General features: G+C 29.2%; 21 protein-coding genes and 1 pseudogene. 17 read left to right on the forward strand and 5 right to left on the reverse strand.

Annotated elements, in window-relative coordinates; translation table 11 throughout:
- Positions 1-22: 22 nt before the first annotated feature.
- Positions 23-997: a zinc ABC transporter substrate-binding protein gene (locus ABXT45_RS03065; RefSeq protein ID WP_415314318.1), complete on the reverse strand. Its 975-nt coding sequence runs from the start codon at positions 995-997 to the stop codon at positions 23-25.
- Positions 998-1,086: 89 nt separating this feature from the next.
- Here ABXT45_RS03065 and ABXT45_RS03070 point away from each other — a divergent pair, with 89 nt between their 5' ends.
- The 4 genes from ABXT45_RS03070 to ABXT45_RS03085 are packed head-to-tail and all read left to right on the forward strand — an operon-like array spanning position 1,087 to position 4,071.
- Positions 1,087-1,842 (forward strand): ATP-binding cassette domain-containing protein, encoded by a 756-nt coding sequence (locus ABXT45_RS03070; protein ID WP_415314319.1) that lies wholly within the window; start codon positions 1,087-1,089, stop codon positions 1,840-1,842.
- A gap of 2 nt (positions 1,843-1,844) precedes the next feature.
- Positions 1,845-2,648: a metal ABC transporter permease gene (locus ABXT45_RS03075; RefSeq protein WP_415314320.1), complete on the forward strand. Its 804-nt coding sequence runs from the start codon at positions 1,845-1,847 to the stop codon at positions 2,646-2,648.
- A gap of 22 nt (positions 2,649-2,670) precedes the next feature.
- Complete coding sequence (locus tag ABXT45_RS03080; RefSeq protein ID WP_168606300.1) at positions 2,671-3,072, forward strand: Fur family transcriptional regulator; 402 nt, start codon at positions 2,671-2,673, stop codon at positions 3,070-3,072.
- Complete coding sequence (locus ABXT45_RS03085) at positions 3,073-4,071, forward strand: Ldh family oxidoreductase (RefSeq protein ID WP_415314321.1); 999 nt, start codon at positions 3,073-3,075, stop codon at positions 4,069-4,071.
- On the opposite strand, the gene xth is transcribed toward ABXT45_RS03085, so the two are convergent.
- A complete protein-coding gene (gene xth, locus ABXT45_RS03090; RefSeq protein WP_415314322.1) occupies positions 4,063-4,839 on the reverse strand; it encodes an exodeoxyribonuclease III in 777 nt (258 codons plus the stop codon). The genes ABXT45_RS03085 and xth overlap by 9 nt on opposite strands.
- Entirely contained in the window at positions 4,839-5,156 is a 318-nt protein-coding gene (locus ABXT45_RS03095; protein WP_168606297.1) for a HesB/IscA family protein, read from the reverse strand. Before ABXT45_RS03095 ends, xth begins: the two co-directional genes overlap by 1 nt.
- A gap of 50 nt (positions 5,157-5,206) precedes the next feature.
- Here ABXT45_RS03095 and ABXT45_RS03100 point away from each other — a divergent pair, with 50 nt between their 5' ends.
- The 13 genes and pseudogenes from ABXT45_RS03100 to secF all read left to right on the forward strand — a co-directional run bounded on the left by ABXT45_RS03100 (position 5,207) and on the right by secF (position 15,984).
- Positions 5,207-6,322, forward strand: coding sequence for a deoxyguanosinetriphosphate triphosphohydrolase (locus ABXT45_RS03100; protein WP_415314323.1), 1,116 nt, complete (start codon positions 5,207-5,209; stop codon positions 6,320-6,322).
- Positions 6,322-8,055: an arginine--tRNA ligase gene (argS, locus tag ABXT45_RS03105; protein ID WP_415314324.1), complete on the forward strand. Its 1,734-nt coding sequence runs from the start codon at positions 6,322-6,324 to the stop codon at positions 8,053-8,055. Before ABXT45_RS03100 ends, argS begins: the two co-directional genes overlap by 1 nt.
- Entirely contained in the window at positions 8,055-8,318 is a 264-nt protein-coding gene (locus ABXT45_RS03110) for a hypothetical protein (protein WP_415276259.1), read from the forward strand. Before argS ends, ABXT45_RS03110 begins: the two co-directional genes overlap by 1 nt.
- The gene (locus ABXT45_RS03115; RefSeq protein ID WP_415314325.1) at positions 8,308-9,258 is read left to right on the forward strand and encodes a glycoside hydrolase family 3 N-terminal domain-containing protein; all 951 of its coding nucleotides are present in this window, start codon (positions 8,308-8,310) and stop codon (positions 9,256-9,258) included. Before ABXT45_RS03110 ends, ABXT45_RS03115 begins: the two co-directional genes overlap by 11 nt.
- 8 nt (positions 9,259-9,266) lie before the next feature.
- Positions 9,267-10,007 carry a segregation and condensation protein A gene (locus ABXT45_RS03120; RefSeq protein WP_415314326.1) on the forward strand — a complete coding sequence of 247 codons (741 nt, stop codon included), beginning with the start codon at positions 9,267-9,269 and terminating at the stop codon, positions 10,005-10,007.
- Positions 10,004-10,714, forward strand: a complete 711-nt coding sequence (scpB, locus tag ABXT45_RS03125; protein ID WP_415314327.1) for an SMC-Scp complex subunit ScpB — start codon at positions 10,004-10,006, stop codon at positions 10,712-10,714. The genes ABXT45_RS03120 and scpB overlap by 4 nt, the downstream gene beginning before the upstream one ends.
- A gap of 42 nt (positions 10,715-10,756) precedes the next feature.
- Entirely contained in the window at positions 10,757-10,963 is a 207-nt protein-coding gene (gene tatA / locus ABXT45_RS03130) for a twin-arginine translocase TatA/TatE family subunit (protein WP_271505205.1), read from the forward strand.
- Between the two features lie 5 nt (positions 10,964-10,968).
- A complete protein-coding gene (gene tatB, locus ABXT45_RS03135) occupies positions 10,969-11,190 on the forward strand; it encodes a Sec-independent protein translocase protein TatB (protein ID WP_415272397.1) in 222 nt (73 codons plus the stop codon).
- Positions 11,177-11,941, forward strand: a complete 765-nt coding sequence (gene tatC, locus ABXT45_RS03140) for a twin-arginine translocase subunit TatC (protein WP_415314328.1) — start codon at positions 11,177-11,179, stop codon at positions 11,939-11,941. Before tatB ends, tatC begins: the two co-directional genes overlap by 14 nt.
- Positions 11,934-13,192: pseudogene (gene serS / locus ABXT45_RS03145) on the forward strand (serine--tRNA ligase). The gene tatC and the pseudogene serS overlap by 8 nt, the downstream one beginning before the upstream one ends.
- A 53-nt stretch (positions 13,193-13,245) precedes the next feature.
- Positions 13,246-13,530: a preprotein translocase subunit YajC gene (gene yajC, locus ABXT45_RS03150; protein WP_168606286.1), complete on the forward strand. Its 285-nt coding sequence runs from the start codon at positions 13,246-13,248 to the stop codon at positions 13,528-13,530.
- Positions 13,531-13,542: 12 nt separating this feature from the next.
- On the forward strand, positions 13,543-15,096 hold the full coding sequence (secD, locus tag ABXT45_RS03155) for a protein translocase subunit SecD (RefSeq protein ID WP_415314329.1): 1,554 nt from the start codon (positions 13,543-13,545) through the stop codon (positions 15,094-15,096).
- The gene (secF, locus tag ABXT45_RS03160; protein ID WP_415276266.1) at positions 15,097-15,984 is read left to right on the forward strand and encodes a protein translocase subunit SecF; all 888 of its coding nucleotides are present in this window, start codon (positions 15,097-15,099) and stop codon (positions 15,982-15,984) included.
- Positions 15,985-15,986: 2 nt separating this feature from the next.
- Here the strand turns inward: secF and ABXT45_RS03165 are convergent, their stop codons facing one another.
- Positions 15,987-16,580 carry a urate hydroxylase PuuD gene (locus ABXT45_RS03165; RefSeq protein WP_415295858.1) on the reverse strand — a complete coding sequence of 198 codons (594 nt, stop codon included), beginning with the start codon at positions 16,578-16,580 and terminating at the stop codon, positions 15,987-15,989.
- A gap of 27 nt (positions 16,581-16,607) precedes the next feature.
- Positions 16,608-19,487 (reverse strand): excinuclease ABC subunit UvrA, encoded by a 2,880-nt coding sequence (uvrA, locus tag ABXT45_RS03170; RefSeq protein ID WP_415314330.1) that lies wholly within the window; start codon positions 19,485-19,487, stop codon positions 16,608-16,610.
- Between the last annotated feature and the right edge of the window lie 62 nt (positions 19,488-19,549).

The following is a 19,549-nucleotide window of genomic DNA, read 5'->3' on the forward strand; positions in this document are numbered from 1 at the left end:
TTTATTTAATTACTAAATAATATTAGCAATTAAATGAAGCCGACATATTTCTGATTAAATCAAAATATAAATCTTTTCCTGGTTTTAGATTGGCACCTAGTGGATCCAAGACACCAGTTTTTACACTTGTATCTTTGGCAATAGATTTGATTATATCAGGATTAAATTGAGGCTCTGACAATATGCAACTTACGTTATCATGTTCAATGACTTCATGAATTTCATGAATTTGTTCTGCACCAGGCATAACATCGGGATTAACAGTCATTGCACCAAGTATGTTTACATTAAATCTATTTTCATAATATTGATACGCATCATGAAATACTACGTAACTAAGGTCCGTATTAGTTTCAGTAATTACATCAATTATTAGCTTATCAATTTCAGATATAGCTTTAGCTAAATTAGATTTATAAGTAGATGCATTTTTTGAATCATTTTCTATTAAATGTTCAGATATCTCATTTAATATAACTTTTGCATTAATTGGATCTAACCAAATGTGTGGATCATATTCATCGTGACCATGTCCTTCATGATCGTCATGTTCTTCTTTTTTAGCATCATGACCGTGATCGTCATGCTCTTCTTTCTTAGCATCATCTCCGTGATCATCGTGACCTTCATGTTCTTCAAAAATACTTCTTTCTCTAAATTTTAATTTTTTAATACCTTTAATTTCTAATAATTCAATTTTTTCAGCTTTTTTAGCAATTGTAGCTAGTGGTTTTTCTAAAAAATTTTCTAAGTCTTCTCCAATCCAAAATATGATATCTGCCTGTTCTAACATTTTAGCGTGAGAGGGTTTTAACTGAAAACTATGAGGTGAATTATAACCATCAACTATTAATCCTGGTGAACCTACACCATCCATTATATAACTAGCCAATGAGTGGATAGGCTTAATAGATGTTACAACTTTTAAGTCTGCTTTTGCTAATGTTGAAAATGCTAATAGTGCAATTAACGTTGATATCAAATGTATTTTTTTCATAGTTTTAATTTGCTTTAGATTAATGTTATAATATAACAAAGCGTAATAATATAACATATTTAATTAGTCAAGCTGTTATTTAAAATAAAATGAATTTAGATAAAAAAGAAATATTAATAAAATTAGAAAACGTTGGAATTTTTCAAGATAATAAATGGTTAGTCCATGATGTATCTTTAGAAATTGAAAGAGGTAAAATTTTAACTTTAATAGGGCCTAACGGCTCTGGAAAAACAACTACAGCAAAAATTGCATTAGGAATTCACAAAAACATTAAAGGTAAAGTTACAAAAAATACAAATAAGATTGGTTATGTGCCCCAAAAAATATCAATCGATTGGACGTTGCCAATTAGAGTAATTGATTTTATGAGTTTAACTCAAACGCTTCAATTTGATGAAGTTGTAAGTGCTTTAAAATTAACAGAAGTAGAACATCTTAAACATAATGATTTAAGAAGTCTCTCTGGTGGTGAATTTCAAAGAGTTTTAATGGCTAGAGCAATAGCAAAAAAACCTGATTTACTTGTTTTAGATGAACCCGTTCAAGGTGTAGATTTTACTGGAGAAATTGCCCTTTATGAATTGATTAAAAAAATTTCTGATGAACTTAATTGTGGAATATTATTAATTTCTCACGATCTAAATGTGGTTATGTCTAAAACTGATTATGTTGTTTGTTTAAACGGGCATGTTTGTTGCTCAGGCACACCAATGAATGTTGCAAATAATAAAAACTATAAAGAATTATTTGGAGATCAAGCATCAACGTTATTATCTGTATACGAGCATAAGCATGATCATACCCATTCTACCGATGGTAGTATTAAAGAAAAGAAACATTGATAATGCTAGATGATTTTTTTATAAGAGCTCTAATTGCTGGCATAGGCATTGCTTTAGTTGCTGGTCCTCTTGGATGTTTTGTTATTTGGAGAAGACTATCTTTTTTTGGTGATACTTTATCTCATTCAGCATTACTTGGCGTAACTCTAGCTTTATCTTTTGATATTAATATTGCTTTATCAGTTTTTTTTGTTTCTTCAGCTGTAGCACTAGTTTTGTTAAAACTACAAAAAACTACCAACTTGCCTGGTGATGCCTTATTAGGATTACTAGCTCACTCATCTTTAGCTGTAGGTTTAGTGGTGATTAGCTTTTTATCATTTATTCGTTTTGATATAATGGGACTACTGTTTGGTGATATTCTCGCTGTAGCTCCAAATGACATATTTATTATTTGGATTGGTGGAGTATTAATATTATTAGTTTTAAAGATTATTTGGAAACCACTTTTTGCTTCAACAGTTAATTATGAATTAGCTGAAGCTGAGGGAATGAACCCAGCGAGAGTAAATGCAATTTTTACCATTCTAATGGCTGCTATAATTGCAATTTCTATTAAAATGGTTGGATTATTATTAATTACAGGAATGTTAATTATTCCTGCTGCTATGGCACGTAACCTTTCTAATAATCCAATTCAAATGGTTGTTTATTCTGTAATAGGTGGATTGCTGTCAGTAATAGTGGGTTTATTTGCTTCATTAGAGTTAAACTCACCGTCAGGACCATCCATAATCACAGCTGCATTAGTTTTGTTTATCTTGTCATTAACAAAAATAAATAAATTCACTAGATTGAAAAACTAACGTGTAATTGTTAGAAGTACATATGAATCATAAAGAAGAATTTTTATCTAAAAATCAGCAGATTATTTTTGATTTTATAGAAAAAGCTAAAGAACCACTTAAGGCTTATTCCATTTTATTTAATGTTAAAAAAAAAGGAATTAAAGCACCGCTACAAGTTTATAGAGCACTAGATAAATTAGTTGAGATTGGAAAAATACATAAAGTAGAAAGTCGAAATGCTTTTATAGCTTGTAAAAGTTCAAGTTGTGAAATTTCACAAGCAACAGCTTTTTCAATATGTAATAAGTGTGAAAATGTTTCTGAAATTAATAATCCAAAACTTTCAAAATATTTAACTAATTTTGAAGACGATACTGGAATGCAATATAATAAATATAATTTAGAGTTTTTTGGTTTATGCAAAAAATGTAAAGCTAAATAAATGAATACAGTTTCCTTAACATTAAATGAAATTTTAGAATTAGCTAAAAAAACATTACTAGCTAATGGTTGTGATGAGGAAAATGCTAGTATTTTAGCAGATACTATTATGAGAGCTGAAAGAGATGGCTCTGTTTCTCATGGTTTGTTTAGATTGCCAGCTTATGTAGCAGGTTTAAAAAGCAAAAAAATTAATGGTAAAGCAAGACCAGAATTAGAAAATGTTGCTCCAAGTATTATTAAAGTATTAGGTAACAATGCAGTTGCTCCAATGGTTTTAAGTTTAGGATTACCTGCTGTTATTGATTTAGCTAAAAAAAATGGTGTAGCAGTTCTTGCTATAAAAAATTCACATCACATGGCAGCTCTTTGGCCTGAAACTGAAGCTATTGCAGAGGCTGGTCTTGTTGGTATTGCTTGCACATCTTATAAGCCTGCCGTTGCACCAGCGGGTGCTACGAAACCTTTATATGGTACAAATCCAATTTCTTTTGCATGGCCTAGACCTGGTAAAACTCCAGTTGTCTACGATATGGCAACAGCCTCAATGGCAATGGGTGAAGTTCAGATAGCAAAAAGAGAAGGGCACAAAGTTCCTCTTGGAACAGGTTTAACTAAAGAAGGTAAAGAAACAACTGATCCTGGAGAAATTGCGGATGGTGGAGTTATACTTCCTTTTGGTGGCTATAAAGGATCTAGTATAGCAATGATGGTTGAATTATTAGCTGGCGCATTGATTGGTGAAAATTTTAGTTTTGAAACTGCTGCTAAAGATAATAACGATGGTGGTCCTCCAAGTGGTGGAGAATTTATTATAGCAATCTCACCTGATAAAATTTCTGGTAAAGGTTGGGATAAACATGCTGATGAGTTTTTTAGTAAAATGTCAGCTATGGAGGGTGTTAGACTCCCAGGTGAAAGAAGACATAAAAATAGACTGGATAAAGGACCAAGAAATATTAATGAAGAGCTTGTTAATAAAATTAAATCTTTAAGTTAATTCAATTTCAATAGGTGTGTGATCTGAGGGTTTCTCTTTTCCTCTGGGGTCTTTATTAATATTAACATTCTTAACTATATTTAATAAAGAATTTGATACTAAGAAGTGATCTATTCTTAATCCATTATTTTTTTGCCAAGCACCTCTCATATAATCCCAATAAGTATAGCCTTCTGTTTCGCCATGAATATGACGGTAGGCATCATGAAAACCTAGATTAATCATTTCTCTAAATTTTTTTCTTATCTCAAGTCTGTATAAAGCGTCATCTTCAAAACCTTTAATATTATAAGCATCTTCTGCTGAAGGAAGAATATTAAAATCACCTGCTAAAATAATATTTTCATTTTTCTTTGAAAGAGTTTTTAGCTGTTTAATCAAAGTATCTAACCATTCTTTTTTATAAGTGTATTTATCAGTATCTACAGGATTACCGTTTGGTGTATAAATGTTAATCAGTTGAATATTTTTTTTCTTATATTTTAATTCTGCTGAAATAATTCTAGATTGTTTTAACTTATCTTTAATCAAATCTAATCTGACATTTTCTAGTTTATGCTTAGAAATGATTGCAACTCCGTTATAACTTTTTTGTCCAAATACATGACTTTCATAATCTAATGCTGAAAAATCATCATATGGAAAAGTTTCATCTTGAGTTTTGATCTCTTGCATCATGACAACATCAGGAGAAAATTTTTGAAGGTATTCTTTAATATTTTCAATTCTTGCTCTAACTGAATTAACATTCCAAGATGTGATAATCATTATATGGAGAACGAAACACCACAACCGCAAGAAGATTTGCTTTGAGGGTTGGAGATTTTAAATTGATCACCAATTAGTTCTGAGACAAAGTCTACTTCTGAACCTTTTAATAAGTCTGCTGAAGTTTTATCAATGAGAATATTTTCATGTTTTAAGTCGTCTGCTTCTAATTTTTTGTCAAAAGTAAACTCATATTGAAAACCTGAGCAACCACCACCTTTAATAGCGATTCTAAAAAATGACCCTGGATCTTTTTGAGACAACAAATTATTAATCTGTTTTATAGCTTTATCTGTAAATTTAATTTCTTTAATCATATAACAACACTGATATTACTAATATAATATCAATTTATTAAATTTAAAGTATGAATAATTACTCAAATTTAGCTCTATCTAAAAGCAATGGTCGTATTTTTAAAGAAGCCAATTCACTTTATAGAACACCATTTCAAAGAGATAGAGATAGAATTATTCACAGTGCCTCATTCAGAAGGCTAAAGCATAAAACACAAGTTTTTGTTAATACAGAAGGGGATCACTTTAGAACTAGAATTACCCATTCAATTGAAGTTGCGCAAATTGCAAGATCAATAGCTAAACATTTAGGTTTAAACGATGATCTGGCTGAAACTTTAAGTTTGGCTCATGATTTGGGACACACACCGTTTGGACATGCTGGAGAAGATGCCCTTAATGAATGCATGGTTAACTTCGGAGGTTTTGATCATAATCTTCAAACTTTAAGAATAATCATGTTTCTTGAACATAAATACCTTAAATTTAAAGGTCTAAACTTAACATTAGAAACTTTAGATGGATTATTAAAGCACAATGGCCCAATTGAAGATCTCTCTACAGTTAATGGGCTGATTGGATTGAAAAGTTTTAAAAATAAAATAAAATTTACTAACTCTGGATCATTGGAAGCTCAAATATCAGCAATCTCTGATGACATTGCCTATAATAATCATGACATACAAGATGGAATCAGAGCCAAAATGTTCAATTTAAACGACTTGATTGAAATTAATTTTTTTAAAGATATTTATAAATCTCACAAAAAAAATATTAAAAATAATAATAAAGATATTTTGATATATCAAATAATACGAGATTCAATTGATTTAATGGTTAGAGATTTGATTAAAAATACTAAAAATAATTTAAAAACTAATAAGATCAAATCTTTAAATGATGTTTATAAATTAGATAATCCTATAGTATGTTTTTCTAGTAAATTTCTAAAAATTGAAAAAGAAGTTAGGTTTTTCCTAAGAAGCAAAATGTACAACAACAAGAAAGTATTATTAAAAAATAATCATGGAAAAAAAATTGTTAATAAACTTTTTTATAAAATTAAGAATAAGCCAAAAAAATTCTTAAATGCTGACCAATTAAAAAATGACCCTAATAGAGCAATTGCTGATTTTATTTCAGGTATGACAGATAGATATGCAATCAATTTAAACAAAAGTATTTAATGAACATTTTTGATCTCTACTTAGATAAAATAATAATTTTGATTAAAAAACTAAATAAGGATGGCTCTTTAGAAATACCTGAATCTTTAAAAGGAATTAATGTAGATATACCACCATCAAATTTTGACTGCGATATATCAACCAATGTAGCAATGGTGCTCTCTAAAGCGAATAAAAAATCTCCAATCGATATTGCAAATACTCTAATTGATTTAATTAAAAATGAAGATGAAAAAATTGAAACTATTTCTGTAGCAAAACCTGGATTTATTAATATTAAATTTAAAACGATATATTGGAACAATTTTATTAAAAATGTTAACCAAAATTACAAAGATTTTGGTGTCAATATAAAAGAAAAAAAACAGAAATATCTTGTAGAATTTGTTTCAGCTAATCCGACAGGTCCTCTTCATGTAGGACATTGTAGAGGTGCAATATTAGGGGATGTAATTTCAAATATATTAATTTTTAACAAACATGATGTTTCTAAAGAATATTATGTAAACGATTATGGCAATCAGATCATAAATTTTACAAAGTCTGTTTTTTTTAGAATTAGAGAAATACTTTTTAATGAAAAATTTCCCATTGAAAATTCAGATTTATATCCTGGTGATTACTTGGTTGATATTGCTAAAAATATTATAGAATCTAACAAAGTTTTAAAATTTGATAAATTTGAAGATGTTTCAAAAGAATTAACTTTATTGTCAGTCTCAGAATCTTTAAAATTAATTAAAAACAATTTATCAAACCTTGGAATAGTGCACGATAAATTTACCAGTGAAACTGATATTGTACTAAATAATGAAGTTCAAAAAGTAATTGACAAATTAAAGGATAAAAAACTAGTTTATAGTGGAAAAATTAAGGCCCCCAAAGGTGAGGATGATCAAAATTGGGTTGAAAGAGAGCAACTTTTATTTAAATCAACAGATTTTGGAGATGACAAAGATAGAGCACTTCAAAAATCTGATCAATCCTGGACTTACTTTGCTAGTGATGTGGCTTATCACGATAATAAATTGAATAGAAATTACGATACACTTATTAATATATTAGGTGCTGACCATGCCGGTTATATAAAAAGGATAACTTCTGTCGTGGAAGCGTTATCTGGAGATAAAAAAAAATTAATTTGTAAGGTAAGCCAACTTGTTAAGCTAATTAAAGATGGAAAACCTTTCAAAATGTCGAAAAGAAAAGGCGACTATATAACTGTTGAAGACTTGATTGCTGAAGTTGGTAGGGATGCTACTAGATTTATTATGCTTAATAGAAGTAGCGATGTAGAGTTAGATTTTGACTTTACAAAAGTTAAAGAAAAATCAAAAGATAACCCTCTTTACTATGTCCAATATTGTTATGCTAGAATATCATCTGTTTTTAGACACGTAGATCTTAATATAGAAAATGATTTGAATATAAAAGATTACGAATTTGAATACACTGGAGATGAAATAAAGATATTAAAAAAAATAGCAGAATGGCCCAAGTGTATTGAAGCTGCAAGTTTAAGACTTGAACCTCACAGAATACCAGTTTATCTTTATGAGCTATCATCAGAATTCCATTCTTATTGGAATATGGGTAAAGATGATTCATCAAAAAGATTTATTAACGAACAAAAGAAAATATCAAATGATAAGTTAGTTTTTTTAAAAGTTATATCTAATGTTATCAAATCTGGAATGGATATTGTTGGAGTTGATACTCCGCAAAAAATGTAATGTTAAAAGAACTTAAATATCTTTTATTTTTAATTGTTATAGTTTTATTTTTTTTTCTATCTTTCAAATACTACTTTTCAAATGAAAATAAAAAAAATTCATATAGATCTTTAAAAAATATTGAAGATAAAACTGAAAATTATTCTCGTAATCTTATTTTACTTAATAGTGATACTGTTAATATCGTAGAATATGTTGAAAAAAGCATAGATAAAAACAAAAAGAATTACAATTTTTGGAAATTAATAAATAATGATGGATGATCGTAAAAGTTTTATAGTTGGTTTAAAATCAACTAAATTATTGATTAAAGAAAAAAAATTTCTAATTAAACATAAGCCTTGGGGAATAATACTTTTTTCACGAAATATCAAAAATATTGTACAAGTTAAAAAATTAACAGACGAAATTAGAAAAATATTTAATGATAAGAAATACCCTATTTTAATCGATCAAGAGGGTGGGAGAGTAAATAGACTAAGTAAATTTTTTAAAGCAGATAAGTTTACAGGAGAATTTTTTGGCAATCTTTATCTTAAAGATAAAAAAGAATTTTATACTGAATATAAAAAGTTTATAAATAAAACTGTCTTATTATTAAAAACTGTAGGCATAAATATTAATACTTTACCCGTTCTTGACGTAAGATCAAAAGGGTCTAGCTCAATAATTGGTGACAGAGCATTTTCAAGTAATGCAAAGATTGTTTCACAAATTGGTAATATTTGTATTAAAGAATTGCATAATAATAAGATTGGTGCTGTAATAAAACATATTCCTGGTCACGGTTTGGCTAAAGTTGATAGTCATAAAAAAACTCCTACAATCGATAAAGAATTAAGACATCTAAATAATAATGATTTTATGGCATTCAAAAATAAAAATAGTCTGTTTGCAATGACAGCGCATCTTATTTACAAAAATATCGATAAAGTTAATACCGCAACACATTCGAAGAAAATTATAAAATTAATAAGAAACCAAATTAAATTTAAGAATATTTTGATGTCTGATGATATATCAATGAAGAGTTTAAAAGGCTCTATAGCAATTAATACAAAAAAATCTTTTAGCGCTGGTTGCGATCTAGTTCTTCATTGTAATGGAAATTTAAAAGAAATGAACGATGTGGCTCTGTATTCACCATTTATAAGTAAGTTTATTATTAAAAAAACATCACAATTTTATAAAATTATAAGTTAATATTTACTATGTCCGACACCGATTCTAAAAATTTTAATGTTGATCTTGATAATTATAACGGCCCACTTGATGTTTTATTGGATTTGGCAAAAGCTCAAAAAGTTAACCTTGAAGATATTTCAATAACTTTACTGGCTGATCAATTTCACAATTATATTACTAACGAAAAAAATCTTAATCTAGAGTCTGCATCAGAATATTTATTGATGGCTACTTGGTTAACTTATCTTAAATCAAAACTTTTGTTGCCAGGAAATCCAGAAGAAGAATTTAAAGTTTTAGAAGTTGCTGAAAAATTAAAATTACAATTAAAAAAATTAGAGTTGATCAGATTACTTTCTGACCAAATGTTAAAAAGAAAAAGACTTGGAAGAGAAATAAGAGTTAGAGGAATTAAAGGAAACATAAGATCTATATACAGTACTGAATATAAACTAAATCTTTACGAACTATTAAAATCTTATTCATCAATTATTATGACTAAAGACTTTCAAAGAATGAATATTCCTAAACTTCCAGTTTTTACCACTGAAGATGGCATAAAAAGAATAAAAGAATTTTTTGGTAAGTTAATTGATTGGAGGAATATTAATGAATTAATACCACCTTCATTTAAGAATAGTTCAAAATATAAAAGAACAGGTAAAGCTGGAATTTTTGCAGGATCTTTAGAGCTGGTTAAAGAAGGTAATTTAACTATAAAACAAGAAAATTTATTTGATGATATTTATATTAAAGAACTAAAATGACAAAAATAAAAAAGAAAACAAAAAAAATAAATGACAATATAGTTACTTTCCCATCAAAAATGAATGCTGGTGAAAGAGAAGTTGAGGCAATTGTTTTTGCTGCTGCTGAACCGTTAGATATCGAGACTATCGAATCTAAAATTTCAAAAAAAATTGATGTTTTAAAATCATTGGAGAAGTTACAAAAAGAATATTCATCAAGAGGAATTAATTTAGTTTGCATTTCTAAAAGATGGTCTTTTAGAACATCTGAAAATTTATCAAACCTTATGTCTCAAGAAAAAACTGTAGAAAAAAAATTATCTAGAGCTGCAATTGAGACTTTAGCAATAATTGTTTATCACCAACCTGTCACTAGAGCTGAAATTGAAGAAATTAGAGGTGTTGCTTTTGGAACGAATACACTTGAGATTTTAATGGAGCTAAATTGGGTAAAACCACAAGGCCGTAAAGATGTACCTGGTAAACCAATTCAGTATGGAACTACTAATGATTTCTTAAGTCATTTTAGTCTTCAAAAACTGTCTGATTTACCTACAGTTGACGAATTGGGATCTGCTGGTCTGATTGATAGCTCAAACATAGATAATGCAATATTTGGTACTGGTAAATTTTACAAAGAAAAACAAGTAGAAAAAAAAGAAGATATTTATGAAAATATCGATGAGATGCTAGGTGGAACACTAAGTCCAGAAGAAGAAAAGTAAAAAGTTACTTTAAAATTAAATTTAAAAGAGGTATAAAATATTATGAGCATTGGAATTTGGCAAATAGCAATTGTAGTAATCTTAGTTGTCCTTTTATTTGGTAGAGGTAAAATTTCTAGTCTAATGGGTGATGTTGCTAAAGGTATAAAAAGTTTTAAAAAAGGTATGGCTACAGATATCACTGATGAGTCTGAGCCTGAGCCTAAAAACGTTTCAGAAAATAATCAAGACAGCAAAGACAAAGAATAAATTAAATGCCCACTATTGGCTGGTTTGAGATTTTAATAGTAGTAGCTGTTGCAATCATTGTTATTGGCCCAAAAGATTTCCCACATATGTTAAAAAAAGTTGGTTCATGGATTGGAACAACAAAAAGATATATTAGCAATATACAAAATGAGGTAGCTGACCTTGACATTAATTCTAATGAGATAGAAAAACCTATAGAAGAAAAAAAAGATAATGACAAAATCTGAAAATGATGGCGGTTTTGTAAGCCATCTAACTGAACTTAGAAAAAGATTAATTCACTCTTTTATTTTTTTATTCATCTTTTTTATCGGATGTTATTTTTTTTCAGAACATCTCTATGGTTTTTTAGTTGAACCTTTTGCTAAAGCAGTAAATGAAAGTGGAACTGATAGAAGATTAATTTTTACAGCTTTACAGGAAACATTTTTAACATACTTAAAGGTTTCTTTTTTTGCGGCATTCTTTGTTACATGTCCCTTTATATTGGTGCAAATATGGAAATTTATTGCACCAGGTCTCTATAAGCATGAAAAAATTGCAATCGTTCCATATCTTGTTTTAACACCTATATTATTTTTTCTAGGAGGAATGCTTGTTTATTATTTAATAATGCCACTAGCCATAAAGTTTTTTCTCTCTTTCGAAAGCACAGGGGCTTCAACAGGATTACCCATCCAATTGGAAGCAAAAGTTAGTGAATATCTTTCACTTGTAATGAAATTAATTTTTGCATTTGGTATAAGTTTTCAGTTACCAGTTGTTCTTAGTTTGTTAGCTAGAGTTGGCATAGTTAATGCTAAGTTTCTTAGAGAAAAAAGAAAATATGTTGTTGTAATGATTTTCGCAGCAGCTGCATTGTTAACACCACCTGATCCTATAACTCAAATTGGACTAGCAATACCATTATTGATTTTATATGAATTATCTATATTTTCTGTAAACATTATTGATAAGAAAAATAAAAAAAATGCATAATATAAAAGAAATTAGAAATGATATTGAGGCTTTTAAAAAAGCTTTGAATAAAAGATTCCTAGATACAGATGTCGATAAGATTTTATCATTGGATGAGAGCAATAGAGAATATATCCAACAAAGAGAACTGCTTGAAAAGAAAAAAAAGATATTTCAAAGTCTAAAGATCAGTCACTTTTTGAAAAATCTAAAAAAATTTCATCTGAAATAGATAATATTAATAAATTACAAACTAATGTTAAAAATGAATTAGAAACTATTTTATCATCAATACCAAATATACCTCATTCTGACGTTCCTACAGGTAAAGATGAAAATTCAAATATAGAAATTTCTAAATCAGGAACAATACATAATTTTACATTTAAGCCTAAATCTCATTATGAATTAGGTGAAAACTTAAACATGCTTGATTTTGATCTAGCCACAAAAACTACTGGCTCTAGGTTTGTTTTTGTAAAAGATAAATTGGCATTATTAGAAAGAGCTTTATCAAATTTTATGCTTGATACACATGTTAATACTAATGGTTATGAAGAAATATCACCTCCACTAATTGCAACAGATGCTACTATGTATGGTACAGGACAATTACCTAAATTTGATAATGATCAGTTTGAACTTAAATTAGATGATTTTAGTGACAGAAAGTTTTTAATTCCAACTGCTGAAGTTATTTTAACCAATATTGTAAAAGATCAAATTATTGATAAAAAAAAACTCCCTATGCGTATGGTTGCTTCAACTCCATGTTTTAGAAAAGAAGCAGGTAGTTATGGTAAAGATACAAAAGGCATGATTAGACAGCACCAATTTTACAAAGTTGAAATGGTGAGTATTGTTGAGGCAGATAAGTGCTTACCAGAACTCGATAGAATGACTGATTGTGCAACTAAGATTTTAGATTTACTAAAACTTCCATATAGAAAAATAGTTTTGTGTACTGGTGATATGGGTTTTAGTGCTGAAAAAACTTTTGATATTGAGGTGTGGCTTCCATCTGAGGATAAATATAGAGAAATCTCAAGTTGCTCTTCATGTGGATCGTTTCAAGCAAGAAGAATGAAAGCTAGATATAAAAACGAAAAAAAAGAAACAGTGCTTGTTGGAACCTTAAATGGCAGTGGCTTAGCAGTTGGTAGGACATTAGTTGCTATATTGGAAAATTATCAACAAGAAGATGGTTCTATTATTGTACCTGAAGTTTTAAGGCCTTACATGAATAATATTGAGAAAATCAATAAGATTTAAAGTTGTTTTAATTTAATAGATGTTGTAAGTATTCACTTTAATCAAGGAGAAAAATGGATTCAGGAATAGGACAATTTATACCACTAATTTTAATTTTTGTTATTTTTTACTTTTTTTTAATAAGACCTCAACAAAAGAAAGTTAAAGAGCATAAAGCCATGGTAGAAAACTTATCAAGAGGAGACAAGGTTGTAACATCTGCTGGTATTATAGGGACAGTTGAAAGAATTATTGATAATGAAAAAGTTGAAGTGCAAATTGCTGACAACGTTAAAGTTGAAATTATCAAATCTACAGGCATCCAAGGATTACTTAACTCCCCTGAAGTAAAAAAATAACATTTAACTAAAGTGTTATACTTTTCTAAATTAAGAATTACCTTAGTTTCATTAGTATCTATTTTTTTTATTTTCATTGCTGCATCAAATTTTCAGAATTCTGAAGATAGCTTTATTTCAAAAAAGATAAATCTAGGTTTAGATTTACAGGGTGGTTCATATCTTTTACTTGAGATTGATAACGGTCCAGTTGAAATTCAAAAATTACAAAATACAACAACTGTTATTAGAAATTTTTTAAAAGATAAGAAAATAACTTTTAATGATCTGAGAATAGAAAATAAAAAAATAATATTTAATGTTTCTAATGATAATGCTCAATTAGTTGAAAATTTTTTTCTTGATAAAGAAAGTGATATTAACCCATATTATAATCAATATAAATCTCATCAGTTTGATTTAGAAATACAAAATAATGAATTTACTTTAACTCTTTCAAAGTATGGACTTATTGAAATCAAAACTTCTTCACAAGATCAAGCTTTAGAAATAGTTAGAAGAAGAGTTGATGAGGTTGGTACTAATGAGCCCAATATATTAAAAAGAGGTAATAATAGAATTTTAGTTGAACTTCCGGGTCTAGATGATCCTATGCGTATAAAGTCACTTTTAGGAAAAACTGCAAATTTAACATTTAGATTTGTCACTCAAAATAATAATGACACTTTTGGAACTGAAATGCTTCAGTTTGAAGATGGAACTAGCGAAGCAATGGTTAGTAAAAGAATAATCTTAAATGGTGAGAATTTACTGGATGCTCAACCACAAATGAATAATCAAACAAACGAAACAGTAGTATCATTTACTCTTGATAGAGTGGGGGCTAAAAGATTTGGTAAAGCAACTAGTACCGGTGTTGGCAAGCAATTGGCTATCGTTCTAGATGGTAAAATTGTTAGTGCTCCAGTAATTAGAGATACTATAGCAAGTGGAAATGGCCAGATCAGTGGAAATTTTACGTTCCAATCTGCAACAGACTTGGCTCTACTATTAAGATCGGGAGCATTACCAGCTCCGCTTAATATAATTGAAGAAAGAACAGTAGGACCTGACCTTGGTCAAGACTTAATTAATGCTGGAGTTATTGCTCTTATGATTGGTTTTTTATCAGTGATAATTTTTATGTTTTTTAAATACAAAATATTTGGTCTAATTGCTAATATAACACTACTAATTAACTTATTCTTTTTAGTTGGTATTTTAACTTTATTTGAAGCAACATTAACTCTTCCTGGAATAGCAGGTATCATTTTAACAGTAGGTATGGCAGTTGACGCTAATGTATTAATTTTTGAAAGAATTAAAGAAGAATGCAAGAAAGAAAAAAATAATATAATAGCTTTTGATACAGGTTATGTGAAATCAAAAACTGCAATTATAGATGCAAATATAACTACATTAATTGCAGCTGTAATCTTATTCTTTATGGGCTCCGGACCTGTTAAAGGCTTCTCTGTGACCTTAGCTGTAGGAATTTTTACTACACTGTTTTCAGTTTATTTTATTGCAAGAATGCTTACTGGTCTTTATGTGGTAAGAAATAAAGAAAAAGCCAACCTAATATAAATGATTAATTTTAATAAATTTTATAAACTATTTAATCTTATCTCTTTAAGTCTAGTCGTTGCATCTGTTCTATTGTTATTTTTTAAAGGGCTTAATTTTGGTGTAGATTTTAAGGGTGGGACCTTAATAGAACTAAGGTCTAATGATAAAAATATTAATGTCACTTCTTTAAGACAATCTTTTAATAAAATGAATTTAGGAGATTTTAATGTTAAAAAATTTGGTAATGAAAATGATTTTTTAATTAAGATAGAGAAAAAAGATACAAGTGCAAACGCTATTGAGGTTATTAAAAAAGATTTAACATCTTCTTTGGGGGGCTCTTTTAATTTCAGAAGAGTTGAAAATGTAGGTCCAAAAGTTAGCTCTGAATTATTAAAGTCTGGTATTATTGCAATTGCACTATCTCTAGCCGCAATGTTATTTTACATATGGATAAGATTCGAATGGCAATTTAGTTTAGGTGCTATTTTGGCCTTATTCCATGATGTCATTATAACACTAGGTCTTTTCTCGCTATTCAGTCTAGAAATAAATTTATCAATAGTTGCCGCCGTTTTAACTATAGTTGGTTATTCTATGAACGATACTGTTGTAATTTATGACAGAGTTAGGGAAAATTTAAGAAAATTTTCTGATATCAAGATTTATGAACTTACAAATATCTCAATCAATGAAACTCTTTCCAGAACTATAATTACATCAGCCACAACATTGCTTGCTTTAGTTTCAATATATTTATTTGGTGGAGAAATATTAAAAGGTTTTTCTTTAGCCATGATAATGGGTGTTATATTTGGAACCTATTCTTCAATTTATATAGCTAATCCTATACTTGTAAAACTTAGAGTTTCACAAAAAACAATTTTAAAAGAAGATACAGAGTAGATTTAATAAAGATTTTGAGCTGCTACCATTGAAAGTAACATTGGTATCGATAAAAGAGTATTTGTTCTTGAAAACAACATTGCTGTTCTTGCTGATTTTGCTTTAACATCAGGTTCGCACTCAACCATACCTAGTGCTCTTTTTTGATTTGGCCAAATTATAAACCAAACATTATAAGCCATATATAATCCAAGCCACATCCCAATACCTATAGCTGTGTTTTTTCCACCACCACCTAATGTCATAGCATCGTGTAAATAACCATTCAGATAAGCTAAAATTAATCCTGACAGAACTGTCAGTAATGCAGCGTATCTAAAATAAAACAATGCAGCTGGAGCAATAACTTTACCTATAGCAGGTTTTTGTTCGTCAGGGATTTTTGGCATATTTGGAATTTGTACAAAGTTAAAATACCAAAGTAAACCAATCCACATTATAGCAACCGTTACATGAATAAATCTTGTTAACCAACTCCAAAAAATTGTATCAAAATCAAAACCACCATTACCATAAAACAACCCTAGAAAAAAAATTATTGCTAAAGCTAATGATGCGTGAATAGTTTTTGGAAGTGATGATAGTAAATTACCCATAATTAGAATCACTTATACACTAATTGTTTAAATCTTTAACTTCTTTTTAAATTTTTCTTCCAGCATGGGTTTTAAGAATTCACCAGTATAACTACCTTTTATTTTGATAATATCCTCAGGTTTACCCTCTGCGATAATATTTCCACCTTTGACACCACCTTCAGGACCCATATCAACGATATAATCAGCTGTTTTGATTACATCCAAATTATGCTCAATAACAACAACTGTATTTCCTAGAGCTACAAATGTATGAAGTATTTCTAATAGTTTCTTAATATCATGTTGATGAAGACCCGTTGTTGGTTCATCTAATATGTACATGGTTCTTCCTGTAGATCTTTTTGATAATTCCTTAGCTAATTTAATACGTTGAGCTTCACCACCAGATAGTGTTGTTGCCTGCTGTCCAATCTTTATATACCCAAGGCCTACTTTTTTTAGTGTTAATAGTTTTGTTTTAATATTTGAAATATTTTCGAAATACTCACATCCCTCGTCTACAGACATATCCAATACATCGGCAATACTTTTATCTTTAAATTTTATCTCAAGAGTTTCTCTATTGTATCTGGTTCCCTTGCATTCATCACACTGGATATAAACATCAGGTAAGAAGTGCATCTCGTATGTAATTACACCATCACCTTCACAAGCTTCACATCTTCCACCTTTAACATTAAAAGAAAATCTGCCTGGCTTATATCCTCTTGTTTTTGACTCTGGTAGTGCTGTAAACCAATCTCTAATGGGGCCAAAAGCTCCTGTATAAGTTGCTGGGTTTGATCTAGGTGTTCTTCCAATAGGAGACTGATCTATATCAATTATTTTATCTATAAGCTCAACACCTTTATAACTCTTAAACTCTTTAGGGACTTTTCTAGCTTTATTATTCAAGGTTAAATTTAATGCATGATATAATGTTTGTAATATTAGTGTTGATTTACCACTACCAGAAACTCCAGTTACACAAGTAAAACTTCCTGTTGGAATTTTAAGATTAACGTTGTTCAAATTATTTCCACTAGCACCATTAATTTCAACAAACCTTCCATTTTTTGCAAGCCTTCTGGTTCTTGGAATTTCTATATACTTTTTATGAGATAAGTATTGACCAGTAATACTATTTTTATTTTTTAGTATTTCATCATAAGTGCCTTGTGCAATTATTTCACCACCATTTGTTCCAGCTTCAGGACCCATATCTATTATATGATCTGCATTTTCCATCGTTTCAGTATCATGCTCAACAACAATTACAGTGTTACCTAAATCTCTTAGTCTTTTTAATGCATTTATTAATTTAACATTATCTTTTTGGTGTAATCCAATAGAGGGTTCATCAAGTACATACAGTACACCAGTTAATCCAGAACCAATTTGTGAGGCGAGTCTTATTCTTTGAGCCTCACCACCAGAAAGAGTTCCTGACTCTCTTGATAATGTTAGATATTCAAGACCAACATTTAAAAGGAACGTTAGTCTTTCATTAATTTCTTTTAAAATATGTTCTGCTATCTTAAATTGTCGTTTATCAAGGTTTTGCTCTAAACCTTTAAACCAATTAGCAGCATCTAGAATGGATTTTTTAGTTACTTCGCTTATATTCTGATTATCAATTTTAACACATAAGGCTTCTTCTTTTAATCTATTACCGTTACATCCTTCACAAGCAGAATCGGATTGGTATTCAGCTATTGCTTCTCTTTTCCATTCACTGTCAGATTCAAGAAATCTTCTTTCAAGATTATTTATTACACCTTCAAAAGTTTTTTTATGAGAATATTTTTCATAACCATCATCATAAACAAACTTAATTTCTTCTTCATCCGATCCAAACAATATTACATCTCTAAATTTTTTTGGAAGTTTTTTCCATCTCTCATCTAAAGAAATTCCATAATGTTTAGCAATAGAGGCCAAGGTTTGAGCATAATATAGGGTTGTTGATTTGGCCCATGGTTCTATAGCACCATCAGCTATACTTTTTTTCTCATCAGGAACTACTAAATTTGGATCTACATTCAATTTAATACCTATACCTTCACATTCTGCGCACGCTCCGTAAGGACTATTAAAAGAAAAAAGTCTTGGTTCAATCTCTTCAATTGTAAAACCACTCTCTGGACAGGCAAATTTTGTAGAATAAATTAATTTTTCAATTTTTCTAAATTTTTGTGGCAATGTTTCATCTTCATACTCAACAAATACCAATCCATTTGATAAATTTACAGCTGTCTCAATACTTTCAGCAAGTCTATTACCAAGGTTAGAATTCAAGACAATTCTATCAACTAAAACAGATATGTCATGCTTGAGTTTTTTATCTAAATTAGGTGCATTGTCTATTTCGTATATGACTTCATCAATTTTAATTTTTCTAAAACCTCTTCTTTTATAGCTTAAAATATCTTTTCTATACTCACCCTTACGACCTCTGACTACAGGAGCAAAAATATAAATTGTAGATTTTTTTGGTAATTTTTTTATTAAATCAACGATTTGGGTTATTGTTTGCGATGTAATTGGCTTTCCTGTGAACGGTGAGTAGGGAACACCAGCCCTCGCATACAGCACTCTCATATAGTCATAAATTTCAGTAACTGTTGCAACAGTTGATCTTGGATTTTTAGATGTATTTTTTTGCTCTATGGCTATAGCTGGACTTAATCCCTCGATAAGATCAACATTTGGTTTTTTCATTTTATCCAAAAATTGACGAGCATAAGCTGATAAACTTTCAACGTATCTTCTTTGCCCTTCTGCATAGACAGTATCAAATGCTAATGAGGATTTTCCTGAACCAGAAAGACCAGTAATTACAACAAACTGATCTTTAGGTATTTCTACTGAAACATTCTTTAAGTTATGCTCTTTTGCACCCTTAATAACTATCTTTTTAATCATAATTTTAGTTGCTTTAAATTAATAAAATTAATATTGAGTTTATATTGTGATATAAAATTAAT

The organism is Candidatus Pelagibacter sp. Uisw_106, assembly GCF_047724975.1.
In the GTDB taxonomy this organism is placed as follows: Bacteria; Pseudomonadota; Alphaproteobacteria; order Pelagibacterales; family Pelagibacteraceae; genus Pelagibacter.

Coding starts and splice junctions, on each gene's coding strand:
- ABXT45_RS03065 (WP_415314318.1), bottom strand. CDS start 997: ATGAAAAAAATACATTTGATATCAACGTTAATTGCACTATTAGCATTT.
- ABXT45_RS03070 (WP_415314319.1), top strand. CDS start 1,087: ATGAATTTAGATAAAAAAGAAATATTAATAAAATTAGAAAACGTTGGA.
- ABXT45_RS03075 (WP_415314320.1), top strand. CDS start 1,845: ATGCTAGATGATTTTTTTATAAGAGCTCTAATTGCTGGCATAGGCATT.
- ABXT45_RS03080 (WP_168606300.1), top strand. CDS start 2,671: ATGAATCATAAAGAAGAATTTTTATCTAAAAATCAGCAGATTATTTTT.
- ABXT45_RS03085 (WP_415314321.1), top strand. CDS start 3,073: ATGAATACAGTTTCCTTAACATTAAATGAAATTTTAGAATTAGCTAAA.
- xth (WP_415314322.1), bottom strand. CDS start 4,839: ATGATTATCACATCTTGGAATGTTAATTCAGTTAGAGCAAGAATTGAA.
- ABXT45_RS03095 (WP_168606297.1), bottom strand. CDS start 5,156: ATGATTAAAGAAATTAAATTTACAGATAAAGCTATAAAACAGATTAAT.
- ABXT45_RS03100 (WP_415314323.1), top strand. CDS start 5,207: ATGAATAATTACTCAAATTTAGCTCTATCTAAAAGCAATGGTCGTATT.
- argS (WP_415314324.1), top strand. CDS start 6,322: ATGAACATTTTTGATCTCTACTTAGATAAAATAATAATTTTGATTAAA.
- ABXT45_RS03110 (WP_415276259.1), top strand. CDS start 8,055: ATGTTAAAAGAACTTAAATATCTTTTATTTTTAATTGTTATAGTTTTA.
- ABXT45_RS03115 (WP_415314325.1), top strand. CDS start 8,308: ATGATGGATGATCGTAAAAGTTTTATAGTTGGTTTAAAATCAACTAAA.
- ABXT45_RS03120 (WP_415314326.1), top strand. CDS start 9,267: ATGTCCGACACCGATTCTAAAAATTTTAATGTTGATCTTGATAATTAT.
- scpB (WP_415314327.1), top strand. CDS start 10,004: ATGACAAAAATAAAAAAGAAAACAAAAAAAATAAATGACAATATAGTT.
- tatA (WP_271505205.1), top strand. CDS start 10,757: ATGAGCATTGGAATTTGGCAAATAGCAATTGTAGTAATCTTAGTTGTC.
- tatB (WP_415272397.1), top strand. CDS start 10,969: ATGCCCACTATTGGCTGGTTTGAGATTTTAATAGTAGTAGCTGTTGCA.
- tatC (WP_415314328.1), top strand. CDS start 11,177: ATGACAAAATCTGAAAATGATGGCGGTTTTGTAAGCCATCTAACTGAA.
- yajC (WP_168606286.1), top strand. CDS start 13,246: ATGGATTCAGGAATAGGACAATTTATACCACTAATTTTAATTTTTGTT.
- secF (WP_415276266.1), top strand. CDS start 15,097: ATGATTAATTTTAATAAATTTTATAAACTATTTAATCTTATCTCTTTA.
- ABXT45_RS03165 (WP_415295858.1), bottom strand. CDS start 16,580: ATGGGTAATTTACTATCATCACTTCCAAAAACTATTCACGCATCATTA.
- uvrA (WP_415314330.1), bottom strand. CDS start 19,487: ATGATTAAAAAGATAGTTATTAAGGGTGCAAAAGAGCATAACTTAAAG.